Consider the following 15,175-nt stretch of genomic DNA (forward strand, 5'->3'; position numbering starts at 1 on the left):
CTCACGGCATAAACACTATAGTAAATCGTAACATAGAAAAACTTTCCTATACAATTGTGACGCCTGTATTTAATTAATTTGAGTAAACACTTGGTTTTAATACTCCTACATAAGGAAGATTACGGTACTGCTCTTTATAATCTAATCCATACCCTACAACAAATTCATGTGGAACAGTAAACCCAACATAATCCGCTTTCAAATCTACCTTACGGCCTGTCGGCTTATCTAATAACGTAACAATTTTTACAGACTTCGCTTTACGATATTTGAATAGGTCTACTAAGTAACTTAGCGTAAGACCGCTATCAATAATATCTTCAACGATTAAAATATCGCGACCCTCTACAGAAGTATCAAGGTCTTTTAAAATTTTCACTTCGCCTGTTGAAACAGTAGAGTGACCGTAACTAGATACAGCCATAAAATCCATTTCAAGATATGTATCTGTTCTCTTTAATAAATCTGCCATGAATGGCATTGCGCCCTTTAATACACCAATCGCAAGAGGTATTGTGTTTTTATAATCCTCTGCAATAACCGCACCTAATTCGCGCACCTTTTCTTGTATTTGTTCTTCAGAAATTAATACTTTTTCGATATCTTGATTCATCATTTCATTATCCTCCCGGAAGACTCCTTGCTTTTGTAGTGAATAATCATATATTTATCCTTCTTTGCCGCCTCTTTCGAGATAGCAAATGCAGATCGCTTCAACAAGGGTACCCACATAATATTCCCACTTGCATCACAAACGACCGGCCATTCTTCTCTTTTTTCTCTTGGTACTTTTGCTTCGATAAAAATAGTTTTTATCTTTTTTGTGCCATTCATACCTTGTATTGACATGCGATCTCCATTTTCTCTAGAACGAATACGAAGTGGATATGATATATCATTATACTTAGCAACAAATACTGTTTCATTCATGTTACTTGGTATGTCTTCGCTCACCTCTGTTACAAGCTTATCCCCGTTCGATAGCGTAATTGTCCCGGGCACTGATAAATCTTGTGAAAAAGGAGAAACAATTTCTTGTTTAAATCCAAAGCTGCACTCCTCGTATGCGCGAACAATTTTTAAATCACCTGGGAAATCAAGTGAACCCGAAGGTTGTGTCCGCTTAAAAAACTCGATCACTTTGTCAATATGTATAGAGGAAAGAGAAGATGGAATCTTATATTCATAAAGATAGTTTAATATTAGTTGAATCCCTCTTCTTTGTAAAGGCATAGACATGGATTCAAAGGCAGGAATTGATAAGCTAATTTGTTTATCACTTTTTTTTGTAATTACTTTATTCATTTTCTCAAAAGCTAATTCCTGCAAATACGCCTCATCCTCTTGCATCTGCATGCTAAATTTTTGGAATTTCTCATGCACTTGTGAATTTTCTTCTTTCAAATGAGGAAGAACATATTTGCGTAATCGATTCCTTGTATATACTTCCTTTTTATTACTTGGATCTATACGGGGAATTATTTTTAGCTTATTACAGTAATCAACAATCTCTTCCTTCGTTACTCCAAGTAACGGCCTAATTAAATATCCATTATGAAAAGGACGCTTCACTGCAATTCCTGCATATCCTTTCGGAGTACTCCCTCGTACAAGGCGCATTAAAATCGTCTCTACTTGATCATCACCATGATGTCCAAGAGCTACATATCTCGCATCATATTTCTTCATTATTCTTTCCAAAAATGCATATCTGCATTCTCTAGCAGCAACCTGTGCATTCATTCCGTGTTGCTGTTGATATTGCGACACATTAATCCTTATCGTTTCGCAAATAACTCCCAGCCCTTTACAAAGGTCCTGCACAAACTGTAGGTCCTCATGAGATTCATCACCTCTAAACATATGGTCCACATGTGCCACTACAATTTCGAACTGTTTTGCTGCTCTTTTTTCTAACAAATAATATAGAAGAGCCAAAGAGTCAGGACCACCAGAAACCCCTACAACAATTGTTGAACGTTCCTTTAATACATCATGCTGCTTTACAAAGTCATCTACCTTTTCAACAAATGTATCTTTCAACTTCGTAATCACCTTTCATTAAACAAGAACAGCAACGTTAGTTACCTTGTTTATAATGGTACAACTTTTACAAACATTGTGCAAAAAAAAGATATACAAAAATTACATTTTTATCTTACATCATCCGTACATATTCACAAAAGTAATAACATTATCTTTTAAAGTAAAAAACCTAGGCATCCACCTAGGTTTTTAGAAAAAAACAGTGATAAAGAAACATCACACTTAAAATTTATTGTGCCTGCATTCCTACAATTGGAATCGTAGCCCACTTCGGCATATTTTTCTTCACTTTCGCCACAACGATAGTCATATCATCATTTATATAACCATCACAAGAGCGAATCACCTCTTCCATAATGATATCGGCAATTTCTTGCGGATCTTCGGTTTGTAATTCTTTAATTTTTCGTTTCATCCATAGTTCATGATTTTCTACATGTTGCGCTCCCTCGAAAATCCCATCGCTCATCATAATAAGGATATCGCCCGTTTTTAATTGTTCACCTACTACATCAACTTCAACATCCTCAATAATGCCCATCGGCAAATTACTTGCCTCAATTTTCAAAATATTATTCGCGCGTTTAACAAAACTCGGCGTCGATCCAATCTTTAAAAATTTCGCACTCGCATCCCGCAAATCCACCATAGCTAAATCTAACGTCGTAAACATCTCTTCTGTTGTTCTTAAAGAAAGAATAGAATTGATAGATTTAATCGCTATTTCCTCATCAATGCCTGATTGAAGTATTTTTTGTAATAATTTTACCGTTTCTTTACTCTCCATATGAGCTCTTTGCCCATTTCCCATACCATCACTAATTGCAAGCGCATATTTACCAACACTTAAATCCATCATCGCATAAGAGTCACCAGAAACAAACCCACCGCCTTTTGCAGCTGTGGCCAACCCAGTATCAAGAGAATACGTTTTTGCCGAACCAAATGATATTAAGCTGTGGCCGTTCGGATAAGAAGATTTTTCTTCATGTTTAACAACAATATTTTCCTTTAGAATGTCAGAAAGCATCGGCGCAACTAACTTTTCACATTCTCCATGTTCATTAGATGCAACTGGAATCAACATTTCAATATCAATACTTCCTCTATCTAAACAATATATATCAACATGCTCTACTTCTACGCCAAAATCACGAAACGCTTGCATAATCTGTTCTTCCTGCACTTGATGATTTTCTCGTTCTCTTTGGATCTCCTTAGCAAAATCCTCCATAACTTTTGATACACCTAATAGTTGCTCCGCTACTATTCTACGGTTTTCTTTCATTTGTTTTCGTAATTTTTGTCCTTCATAGAAGTGATCTAATTCACCCGCTACTAAATCCGTCACTTTCTTCCCTCTCACACAATGCTTGTCCCATTCACGAACTAACTTCCGATTATGCTGCAACGTCCCCTCTTCCGTTTCACTCATTATTTGTTTCATATAATCGTACGTTTTGTCGAAATTAACTACCCAGCATTGGTCCTTTTTAAAGCATGTTTGACATGTTTTTGCAGTAATTGTACTTAAGAACAAATCCGCTTCTGTCTCTTTATCTTCCTCCTCCACATATCCATATACAGAAAAGCTATTAGATAAAGCAGCAAATACATTGGCAAATTGATTAATTTTATTCGCTGTAACATCACGCATCCTTCTTAAATACTGTTGTTGATCTTGCGAATGTTCCTGTGTGCCTGGCATGAATTTAGCAATACGATCCATAACAAGTTTCGGTGTTAATAAGAAGAACATAATCGCCACACCAGATTCAATTAAAGTTGTCACAATGTTTGTTTGCTTGTCTACATATAGCGTAATCAAGCTCGTCCCAATTAATAAACCTAAACTAACACCTAAACGCTTCCCTTCTTTTAACAAACCACCAAGCAACCCAGAAAAAGCAAGTAGACTAAGTTGAGACAAACTGGAGACATTGGCTAAACTTAATATTAATCCAGTGACGACCCCCACTGTAGATCCTGTAGCAGCCCCCGCAATAAATGCAAACACGAGCACTAAATACCTAGTAAAAATATGTTGAATAGAAGCGTCATATACAAACCAATCTGTTGTACCTGTTAAAACAGATGCTAGTAATATAATTAAACAAACAATTTCTTCTGTCTCTAGCGCTTGTTGTTTACCTTTTCGTTCTACTAAAAGCGGAACACTTTGTAAAAATATCATAGTTAATACGAAGCTAAGCCCTGCCTCAATCGTACTAACGAGTAAATCGTACATGGTGACAGTTTGTTGCGCGAAATATACGACAACTAAATGTGCGGTTAATGCGGAGATAAATACTTGGAATGGAACAAGTCCAACAGTTTTACGTGTAAACCGACTAAAGAAGATATTATAAATGAAGAAAGTAAAAATAGATGCAAAGGTAAAGAATAAATTATCTATCGAAACTGAAAGTGCGCCCCCCATAAGAGCCAAGAACGCGAGCGGCATTTTATCCCGCTTCATAACATAAACAGCAGCAAAAAACGGCAGTGCAAACGGTAAAATGTTTGTTAATATATATGCTCGTCCCAAAAGAAAACCAATAACAACAATAATAAATCCCCATCTAAAGAAAACCTGTTCAAACTTCATTCGCAACTTACTCGTCCACTTTACTGCTCCAAGCTGACTCTCATTCATTGCCAATGCACTTGTATTCATAGTATTCCTTCCTGCTTTAGGCATATTTTTAACACCACCTGCATAGTTTAATTACTGTCATTATAAAAGATGATTATTGGGATTTTTGTCAAAACAACAGTTTTCACTTTTATAATCGTTCGACTTTTTATTCGAAATAACTCTACATATATACACGGTATGTAATTTATTCTCACTATTTTAATTGAACATTCAGAAAATATAGGGTGATTTTGTAGAAGTGTTGTATGTCTTAATTTATTTAACAAAAAAAGATCATGCAAATTTGCATGATCTTTTTAGGATGACCCGTACGGGATTCGAACCCGTGTTACCGCCGTGAAAGGGCGGTGTCTTAACCACTTGACCAACGGGCCGTTAAATTAAATATAGCGGCGGAGGGGATCGAACCCCCGACCTCACGGGTATGAACCGTACGCTCTAGCCAGCTGAGCTACACCGCCATGTCGTCTTATTTAACGGACAATTAGTATCTTACCTCAGATATATTTTAAAGTCAACACATCTTGAAAACTTTTTTAAAAATATATTTTCACATATAAAAAAGCACCCCGAGCAATCGCCCTGGGTACCTCTCTATATGCTAAGAATTAAACGTTCTTATTATCCGCGACGTGCGCCACGGCCACCACGTTTAGATTCTGTGTTACGCTTTAAAGAAGTTAAACGATCTTCACTGTCCTTTAAGAAACGTGCCATCTTTTGCTCGAATGTTTCTTTTGGAGCTCGTTCGTTACCGCCGCCACGGTTATCTCTGTTGAAAGAACGATTACGTTGTGGACGTCCAGAACGTTGTTGATCGCCACCGCCACCGCGTTGGTATTCACCACGTGGACGATCTCCTTCTGTTTTTTCACGCTCTTTCGCTTTTTTAATAGATAGACCGATCTTACCATCTTTTTCAACGTTAATAACTTTTACTTCTACTTGGTCGCCCACTTTTAAGTGATCGTTAATATCTTTCACATAATTATCAGCAACTTCACTAATATGAACAAGACCCGTTAAGCCTTCTGGCAGCTCCACAAAAGCCCCAAAATTTGTAATACCTGTTACTTTACCCTGTAACTTGCTGCCTACCTCGATTGACATAAAAAAAATGCTCCTCCTTAGTGGTTAAAAAGTCAAATTTTACTTTATTATATATAATCCTAAAATATAGTGTCAATAAGACATACTCTACTTAGAAACAGGAAAAATTATCTCCCCTTTTCCAGAGAAGAAATAATCCCTTCTAGCAATCTTTAATACGTACTCTTCATCATTTAACTTTTGAACTTCGTCTTTTAGACTCTTTTCTTTATTCGTTAATGAATCCAGTTCTTTTTTCATGTCCTTAACTTTTGCTTCTTTTGCTCTAATGGAACTGTTTTGTTGATAAAACGTTACACTAATACTCGCAATAATTGTAAAAGCAAAGACAAGAAAAACCGCTAAACGGCGATAAAGTCGCTTCCTGTTCTCATCCGTTTGTATTATATGCTCTTTAACAGGATTTGGACTCTGTTTTTCGATTGTTCTTTGTCTCAGTTCCCTCATTTCCGAGGTCCCCCTAACTTCTTTTTTATACGCCCCCATAATTGGAAGATGTGTCCCTTCAATTTTGCTATATATTGCAGGAACCCTACATGTTTCATTATAAAAAGTTTAACACGATTAGGGAGAAGTTTCCATATGAGCGAAGCAATAAATCGAACAGGCCAGAAAAAAACTTTCCATATGAAAAGTAATATCCAAATCACCATTTTCCATAACACATGTCCAATTGAAAGCAGTATACGAAATAAGAATAATATAAATGCAATAAATAGCTGCGCTATAATAATAACAGGTTTTATCATGAGTAGCTTTATAATTTGAACAAAAAAGTGTGTTGTTTGCATAAAAATATAGATGAGAAAATTTAACAGTCTCATGTATATTGCTTTCAATAAGCTTTGATATGCCGCAAAACCACATAATAATGCCAAAAATACATATATACGTAGTTCAGCTTCATTTACAAGAAGCAGTACATAAAAAACGAATAATGCTTGGACAATCCAAAATAGTATATCATGAATAAATACAAGCCAACGTTTACGTTCTTGCCGCTTTAAAAATCGTTGGTATGTATCTAAAGACGCTCCAATCCAAGCACCCATTCCGATCATTGAGAGCATCGTATACAACTGAATTGTTAGGCTCATTTAAACAACTTACTAAAGAATCCTTTAGTTTTCTCCCCTTGATTCTCATCAATATACAGCATCTCATGAACTTTCCCTTTAATCGATACAACACCTTTTTCTACATCTAAATTTTTCATTTGCAAATTTTGACCACGAATTGTTAAAAAACCCATTACGGTCTCAAGTAAAAACTCCTCGCTATCAAAACTCTCTACCTGCTTTACACCGGTAATATCAATTACACGCCTGCCACGCATAATAATATCATGCTCTACCGAAACATTTTGTTGATTAGAAGACATAGGTGAGTAACCATTATCCACGTAAATCCCCCCATAGATTTATACTAGCTAATAGTAATGTATGAAGGGATAATTGATTTTAGAACAAGCCTTCTTCAGCCTTTACTTTTTCTTCGCGAACTAAACTATACATATTTGCTGCATCTTCTTTTTTAGTCGTTTCTTTCAATTCGTTTATTTTTACAGTTACTATTTTTTGACCAAAACGAATTGTTAATTCATCAGCTACTTTTACATCTGAACTCGCTTTTGCCACTTGACCATTAATTGATATTCTTCCTTGATCAGCTACTTCTTTCGCTAATGTTCTTCTTTTAATTAAACGTGATACTTTTAAAAACTTATCTAGACGCATATCAAATCCCCCTATTAACGCTCTGTTTGTTTTGCCTCTTCCCATAAAACGTCTAACTGCTCTAATGATAAATCTTGCATCTCTTTATTCATTTCAGCTACCTTTGCTTCCATGTATAAGAAACGACCGACGAATTTCTCATTCGTTGAACGTAACGCCTCTTCGGGATCTATTTTATAATGACGAGCTATATTCACAAACGCAAATAGTAAATCGCCAAATTCACCTAACATTTTCGCCTCATCCATATTTGTAACTTCTTGTTGGAACTCTTGCCATTCTTCTAAGGCTTTCTCTATCATCGGTTGTACATCAACCCAATCGAAACCAACTTTGCCAGCTTTTTTCTGGATTTCATAGGCGCGTAGTAACTGTGGCAAACTTTTTGGAACCCCATTTAAAACAGATTCTTTCACGAATCCTTTTTCTTGTTTTTTAATTTCTTCCCAATTGGCAATTACTTCATCGGCATTATTTACATCCGTATTCCCAAATACATGCGGGTGGCGGCGAACCATTTTCTCAGATAAAGTTCGAATAATATCATCTATAGAGAACCAACCTTCATCCTCCCCGATTTGAGCATGCAACATAACTTGTAATAATATATCACCCAGTTCTTCTACTAAGTGATCATCATCCTCTTCATCAATTGCTTCCAACACTTCATAAGCTTCCTCAATTAAATACTTCTTTAAAGATTGATGTGTTTGCTTTTTATCCCACGGACAACCATTCGGTCCACGAAGGTCTGCAATAATTTCTCTAAGCACATCAAACTGTTGATACAAGGACGCACGTTCTTTAACTGGTGGTACATATACACTCGTTAAATTATTCAACTCTGTTTCATGATCTAACATGTACAACGGCACCTTTTTAACTTGTTCAAATGAAGTCCCTGCAGCTGTTACGATATACACTTCATAATCATCTGATAGCATCTCCATTAATGTTAATTTCACATCAGATGCAACGAATGCGTCATATACTTGGCAAAAGATTAAATGTTGACGTAATTCTAATTGTCCTCTTTCAAATGATGTGGCGTCAATTAATTGGAATCCTTCAATCGGATCAATCTTTAGACTCGCAAACATAGGATCAAGGAAACTTTGTCCACCTTCAATGCGCACTTCAACATTCGCTACTTCGCCTTTTTCCAACAGTAGCTGAACCGTTCTTTCCGCTACAAGCGGATGCCCTGGCACGGCATAGATGATTTCTGTGCCTTCAGCTTGTTCTAGTAATGTATTCGCGATTGTTTCATATACAATTTCAAATGTATCATGCGCTTCATATACACTGTCAAAGGCTGTATATTGTATACCTTCTTTCTCCAACTCTTCTATAACGGGATGTTCCTTCGTTCTAACAAACATGTGATCTGCTTCTTTTATTTTTCGATATACACCCATCGTTAACTGATCTAACTCACCAGCACCTAATCCTAAAATAGTAATGATTCCACTCACAACCTGACACCTCTATCCACTCTTCTTCAATGAACCTTCTTTTTTCTCTTTTTTCATAACGGTTCCTATTTCCGCTTTTGTAAATACACGTAATTTTAAAATTAAAAACACATATGTTAATCCACCGATAGCTACACCTAACAATGCCTCAAGTGTTGCAATTCCTCTATGCCTTGTATCAATTACTAATCCAGACATTTGCATCACACGTATAAATATTATTAATACAAACCCCATACCGATACCACTAATAACTACACCTAACATATTCCGCTTATCGATAAGCGATTCGGATACAGCTTGCATAAGTAATGCACTATTTAGCACAGAAATTACAATTAACGCAACTAGTGTTGCAATTGCAGCTCCCTTCACACCAAAATACGGCATTAATGTATAATTTAAAGCTAACTTTAAACAACCCCCAAATATAACGAATATTGCTGGTTTTAATGTTTGTCCTAACCCTTGCAAAATAGAAGCAGTTGTAATCGACAATGAACTAAATAAAATAGATAAAGATAAAATGGATAAAACATCTGACCCATCACTATTTTCAAACAACATAATATTCGTAGGCTGAATAATACAAGTTAATCCAATGGCAGCTGCAAATCCAATAACAAATGTTATTTTCATTGCTAACTTTACCTTTTCTCGAATAAAGGAAAGATCTCCTCTTTCCTTCGCCGCTGTAATAATTGGAATAAGTGACAATGAGAAAGAAGTTGTCACGACAGTACCTAATTGCATAAGCGGGATACTTCTGTCGTAAACACCTTTTAATATCTTTGCACTTTCAGCTTGCTCTCCTGCCCCAATAAGTAAGGAATAGAAGGAAATGGAATCAGCCATTTGTATAAAAATAAGTACTAAGTTACTAACACAAATCGCCAATCCCTGCCAAAACAGAATTTTAATGATTCTCTTTTTTCCCTTAATTCTCTTTACACTCTTGAAAAATATAGAACGAAAGTCATGACGCATATAAAGTACAAGTACGATAATCCCAATTAGTCCGCCTGCGATTGAACCTAACATAGCACCTGCACCGACTGTATATAAATCAAATCCGCGAGCAATTAGGAATAGAGATAAAAATACAATAATAGAAACACGAATTGTTTGTTCTATCACTTGCGAAACAGCTGTTGGCATCATATTATTGAACCCCTGAAAATATCCTCTTGCTACAGATAAAAACGGCATCAATATGAATGAAAATGAAATAACACGTAATAACTTATCTAAGTGTATATCACCCATGGCTGCTGCAATTGTTTCGGCACCAAAAAACAATGTGAAAAAGCCTACGAAACCAATTCCTAATAAAAACCAAAAAGATACACAGATAATTTCTTCTGCTTCTTGTTGTTTCCCTCGCTCTAATCGTTCCGCAACCATTTTTGAAATTATAATGGGGAACCCATAAGTAGCTAAAATTAAACAAAATCCATAAAACGGATAAATTTGTTGGTAAATATAAAAACCAATATCACCCGCTATATTTTGATATGGAATACGGTAAAAAGCGCTTAATACCTTTGTAACAAAACTTGCGATTGTTAATATAATAGCCCCACGCCAAAAGGCTTGATACTTCTTCGATTCCATACAAGAAAACTCCTTTTTCTATTCTCACCCCTCGTATTATATCATAAAGAAAAGGACAAGCTTCCTTGCCTACACGAGTAATAATACGTTCGTGCAATGCTAGAAATGTTCAACGAAAAAAGGTAGCAAAGCGCTACCTTCATTCAATATACATATATCTCCAAATATTTGATTTCTCAAAAAGAAATATCATAATTAGGAAAGATTGCTACTTCTAAAATTCGATATAGCCTTACTGCTCCATTTGTTTCGCTAAAAAGCTTGCAGCTGTATTTACTGACTTATGCTCTACTTCACTTATAATATCCTCTTTAGAGAAGATAACAACAGCTCCAATTGGATCTCCATTCGCAACAATCGGGCCAATTGTATAGGAACTCACTTTTTCTGTTACTCCATCAATAATTGAAATTTCGCTTTCATCTGTCATAATTACAGACTTACGCTCTTCCATTGTCTTCTCAATTAAATCGCCAACACTTTTATTTAAGTATTCTTTTTTAGATACGCCTGCTACTGCGATAATAGAATCACGATCGCATACAAGCACATTATGTCCTAAGCTATCGTATAAAGCTTCCGTATATTCCTTTGCAAAATTACCTAGTTCACTAATTGGAGAATATTTTTTCAAAATCACTTCTCCATCGCGATCAACAAATATTTCTAGCGGGTCTCCTTCTCGAATACGTAAAGTTCTACGAATTTCCTTCGGGATTACTACCCTACCTAAATCATCAATTCGACGTACGATTCCAGTTGCTTTCATTCTAATGCTGCCTCACTTTCTACTGATGATCAAAGTGGTGAATTTACCTGTTCATGTAAAAATCACCAACTGTTAGACATAGTATTTTACACATTAGTTCTTCTATGCACGCCGAATTGTATTTTTTTATCTTATATTAGGCATTTATGACTTCTTTTTTTACATCTGGTAGGCCTTTTAATAAATTTTCAGCAATTGTTAACCACTTCGATGTCTCTAAACCATTTGTTTTCATAACGATTTTCAATTGCGATCCTTCCATTCCTAGACCAATCATACGTCCAAAACTATTTCCAAGCATGAATAATTTTCCGCCATCAATATTTTGACTTGCTTGTTCTGAGAACAGAATTGTCACTTCAAATTTATTTTGCTTAATTAACTCAATTTGTTCTTTCATTGCCAATACTTTAATATTTGCAATTTGCAATAAGTAACCAACTTCTTGCGGGTAATCACCAAATCTATCTATCATCTCTTCCTGCAACTCTTCAATATCCTCAATTGCAGAAACACCTCTAAACTGTTTATACATCATAATCTTTTGTTTACTATCTGAAATATAAGCATCTGGTAAATATGCATCTACTTCTAAATCAATTTCAACATTAACTGTATTTTCAACCCCATCTGTTCCTCTACGCTGTTCAATTGCATCTTTTAACATTTGAGAATATAGATCAAATCCGACAGAATCAATAAATCCATGCTGTTCGGCTCCTAACAAGTTACCTGCACCACGAATGGATAAGTCTCTCATCGCAATTTTGAAACCTGACCCAAGCTCTGTGAACTCTTTAATGGCTTGCAGACGCTTCTCTGCAACTTCTGATAACACTTTATCTCGTTTGTATGCAAAGTATGCATATGCAACACGATTAGAACGTCCAACACGACCACGAAGCTGATACAGCTGCGATAATCCCATTCGATCTGCATCAAATACAATTAACGTATTTACATTCGGAATATCTACACCCGTCTCAATAATTGTTGTACTTACAAGAACATCATGCTGCCCTTCTAAAAACGATAGCATAACAGACTCTAATTCACCTTCGTTCATTTTCCCATGTGCATACGTTACACGCGCGTCTGGAACTAACATCGAAATTTCATCTGCTTTTCTTTCGATATCCTCCACACGATTATATAGGAAGTAAATTTGCCCACCTCTTGCAAGCTCTCGTTCTATCGCTTCTCGCATTAACGCTGGATTATACTCTACTACATACGTTTGGACTGGGAAACGATTTTCTGGTGGTGTCTCAATAACAGATAAGTCACGCACACCAAGCATAGACATATGGAGTGTACGCGGAATCGGAGTTGCCGTTAATGTTAACACGTCAACATTTGCTTTTAATTGTTTAATTTTTTCTTTATGCGTTACACCAAACCTTTGTTCTTCATCAATAATAAGAAGGCCTAAATCTTTATAAGTAACGTCTTTAGATAAAATACGATGCGTTCCGATTACGATATCTACCGTACCATCTTTTAAGCCTTTAATTGTTTCATTTTGCTGTTTTCTCGTACGGAATCTACTTAATAATCCTATATTGATTGGATAATCTTGAAAACGCTCTCGAATTGTTTCATAGTGTTGTTGTGCAAGGATCGTTGTCGGCACTAAAATTGCAACTTGTTTTTCATCCATAATTGCCTTAAATGCCGCACGGATAGCTACTTCCGTCTTTCCATATCCTACATCACCACAAAGAAGCCTATCCATCGGACGTCCACGTTCCATATCTTTCTTAATCTCGTCAATAGAACGTAATTGATCCTCTGTCTCTTGATATGGGAAAGAAGATTCAAATTCTTGTTGTTCTGCCGTATCTGGTGTATATGCATAACCTTTTGAAGCTTCGCGCTCAGCATATAGTTTAATTAGGTCATCCGCAATGTCTTGTACAGATTTTTCAACTTTCGTTTTGACCTTTTTCCAATCATTTCCGCCCAATTTATAAACTTTAGGATCCTTACCTTCAGATCCTACATATTTCTGCACTTGGTCAATTTGTTCAATTGGAACGTATAACTTATCATTACCTTGATATTTAATATTCAAGTAATCTTTATGAACACCATTAATCTCTAGTGTCTCGATACCTAAGAATTTACCTATACCATGATTTACATGAACTACATAATCTCCAACTTTTAATTCCGAATAACTTTTAATACGTTCAGCATTAGATAACTTCTGCTTACGTTGTGATTTTTTAACTTTTTTATGAAAAAGCTCTTTTTCAGTAATAACAACAAGCTTTTGCATCGGCATTTCAAATCCTGCATGTAAATCACCTACAGCAATTTGCAACCTTCCAGGCAATAATATATCTGTGCCCTCTACGATATCTGCCTCAATATCATAATCACTTAAAATATGTTGTAGTTTTTTTACACGTTCATCATCTGTGCCGAGCACAACAGTCGTAAAATGCCCTTCGTTCCATCTATCAATTTCAGTTTTCAACAACTGCATCTGCCCATGGAAATCTTGCATTGTTTTACATGTCACATTCACAATGTTTTGCGGATGTGTATGTGCTATATGACGTAAGAATAACGTTAAATATACAAAACTTCTTTTTTTATGATGAAGAAATTCCTCAAACGAGTGTGAGAAAGATAAATCTTGAATAATTGTTCCCTCACCAAGAAGTGATATATACCATTCCGCCTCTTCCGTTTCAAGATGTGATGCCGTTTCTTGAATACGGGAAATCTCATCCAAAACCACAATACCATCTTCTGGTAAATAATCTATCAGACTAGCAGGTTCTTTATAGAAAATAGATAAATATTTAAACATCTGTTCTATACTTTGCCCGTTTTTTAACATCTCAATTTCATGACTTACCGTTTCAAGCACTGTAGTCTTCAATTTATCATCGGAAAGTTTTTGCATCGTCTTAGTCAAGCCTTCCTCAAGATGCTCAATTCCCGACTTCAATTCTTCCTGTGAAAATAAAAACTCTGTTGCTGGACCAAATCTAACACTTTCTTTTTTATCTTGAGAGCGCTGTTCATCCACATCAAATAATCGAATAGAATCAACTTCTGTATCGAAAAATTCAATACGAAATGGTAACTCTTCAGTTAATGGGTAAATATCTAATATTCCCCCGCGCAAACTGAATTCCCCAGGAGCTTCTACCATCGACTTACGCTCATAACCAATATGATGTAAAGTATGCAAGAATGTATCTAAATCAATCTCTTGCCCTAGATTGATTTCGATTTGCCTTTGCTTCCACAACTCTTTCATTGGTAAAAATCTGCGTAGTCCTGCAACTGGCGCTACAATAATCCCGTTCTCTCCTGCCGCTAAACGATTCAATACTTCAATACGTTGCGCCTTCAATTCTGGGCTTGCAACACCAATTTCTGATGCTATCAATTCATTTACTGGGTATAACCACACATCTTTTTCACCAAGTAACGCCACTAAATCTTCATGCACTTTTTGTGCTTGATATAAATTATGCGTCACAATAAGTTGTGATTTTTTTGTTTTTTTATATAAGGCCGCCATTAATAACGAACGAGAAGAGGTTGCCATACCTGATACAAGTTGTTCTTTTAAACCATCTTCTAGTCCATTAATAACCGATTGGATCTCTTCATTTTTATAAAATTGCTCTAATAAACCTATCATTTTCAAAACCCCTCTCAACATAAAGAGCAAGCCACTATATTTTATGCAAATATTTTGGAAAAAGAAAACAGAAAAATGCTTTGGACATGCCAAAGCGAC

General features: G+C 35.8%; 12 protein-coding genes and 2 tRNA genes. All 14 read right to left on the minus strand.

The window, feature by feature from the left end; all coding sequences use genetic code 11:
* Positions 1-73: 73 nt before the first annotated feature.
* The gene (gene hpt / locus QCI46_RS27095; RefSeq protein WP_000981845.1) at positions 74-616 is read right to left on the minus strand and encodes a hypoxanthine phosphoribosyltransferase; all 543 of its coding nucleotides are present in this window, start codon (positions 614-616) and stop codon (positions 74-76) included.
* Entirely contained in the window at positions 613-2,043 is a 1,431-nt protein-coding gene (tilS, locus tag QCI46_RS27100; protein WP_353841804.1) for a tRNA lysidine(34) synthetase TilS, read from the minus strand. Before tilS ends, hpt begins: the two co-directional genes overlap by 4 nt.
* A gap of 232 nt (positions 2,044-2,275) precedes the next feature.
* Positions 2,276-4,747 carry a stage II sporulation protein E gene (gene spoIIE, locus QCI46_RS27105; RefSeq protein ID WP_001123543.1) on the minus strand — a complete coding sequence of 824 codons (2,472 nt, stop codon included), beginning with the start codon at positions 4,745-4,747 and terminating at the stop codon, positions 2,276-2,278.
* 260 nt (positions 4,748-5,007) lie between these two features.
* Positions 5,008-5,079: transfer RNA gene (locus QCI46_RS27110), tRNA-Glu, on the minus strand.
* 13 nt (positions 5,080-5,092) lie between these two features.
* A tRNA-Met gene (locus QCI46_RS27115) sits at positions 5,093-5,166 on the minus strand.
* A gap of 160 nt (positions 5,167-5,326) precedes the next feature.
* Positions 5,327-5,815 carry a S1 domain-containing RNA-binding protein gene (locus QCI46_RS27120; protein ID WP_000021454.1) on the minus strand — a complete coding sequence of 163 codons (489 nt, stop codon included), beginning with the start codon at positions 5,813-5,815 and terminating at the stop codon, positions 5,327-5,329.
* 87 nt (positions 5,816-5,902) lie between these two features.
* Positions 5,903-6,262: a cell division protein DivIC gene (gene divIC, locus QCI46_RS27125; RefSeq protein ID WP_001208737.1), complete on the minus strand. Its 360-nt coding sequence runs from the start codon at positions 6,260-6,262 to the stop codon at positions 5,903-5,905.
* Positions 6,259-6,912 (minus strand): spore cortex biosynthesis protein YabQ, encoded by a 654-nt coding sequence (yabQ, locus tag QCI46_RS27130; RefSeq protein WP_000059764.1) that lies wholly within the window; start codon positions 6,910-6,912, stop codon positions 6,259-6,261. The genes divIC and yabQ overlap by 4 nt, the downstream gene beginning before the upstream one ends.
* Complete coding sequence (gene yabP, locus QCI46_RS27135; protein WP_000368630.1) at positions 6,909-7,217, minus strand: sporulation protein YabP; 309 nt, start codon at positions 7,215-7,217, stop codon at positions 6,909-6,911. Before yabP ends, yabQ begins: the two co-directional genes overlap by 4 nt.
* Positions 7,218-7,275: 58 nt before the next feature.
* The gene (locus tag QCI46_RS27140) at positions 7,276-7,551 is read right to left on the minus strand and encodes an RNA-binding S4 domain-containing protein (RefSeq protein WP_001234876.1); all 276 of its coding nucleotides are present in this window, start codon (positions 7,549-7,551) and stop codon (positions 7,276-7,278) included.
* A gap of 14 nt (positions 7,552-7,565) precedes the next feature.
* Positions 7,566-9,026, minus strand: coding sequence for a bifunctional methyltransferase/pyrophosphohydrolase YabN (gene yabN, locus QCI46_RS27145; protein ID WP_000014264.1), 1,461 nt, complete (start codon positions 9,024-9,026; stop codon positions 7,566-7,568).
* Between the two features lie 12 nt (positions 9,027-9,038).
* Positions 9,039-10,640, minus strand: a complete 1,602-nt coding sequence (locus tag QCI46_RS27150; RefSeq protein WP_353841805.1) for a putative polysaccharide biosynthesis protein — start codon at positions 10,638-10,640, stop codon at positions 9,039-9,041.
* 232 nt (positions 10,641-10,872) lie between these two features.
* Positions 10,873-11,409: a stage V sporulation protein T gene (gene spoVT, locus QCI46_RS27155; RefSeq protein ID WP_000648313.1), complete on the minus strand. Its 537-nt coding sequence runs from the start codon at positions 11,407-11,409 to the stop codon at positions 10,873-10,875.
* A 136-nt stretch (positions 11,410-11,545) separates the two neighbouring features.
* Positions 11,546-15,076, minus strand: coding sequence for a transcription-repair coupling factor (gene mfd, locus QCI46_RS27160; protein ID WP_000579706.1), 3,531 nt, complete (start codon positions 15,074-15,076; stop codon positions 11,546-11,548).
* Between the last annotated feature and the right edge of the window lie 99 nt (positions 15,077-15,175).

It is taken from the genome of Bacillus cereus group sp. RP32 (assembly GCF_040459735.1).
Taxonomy (GTDB): domain Bacteria; phylum Bacillota; class Bacilli; order Bacillales; family Bacillaceae_G; genus Bacillus_A; species Bacillus_A wiedmannii.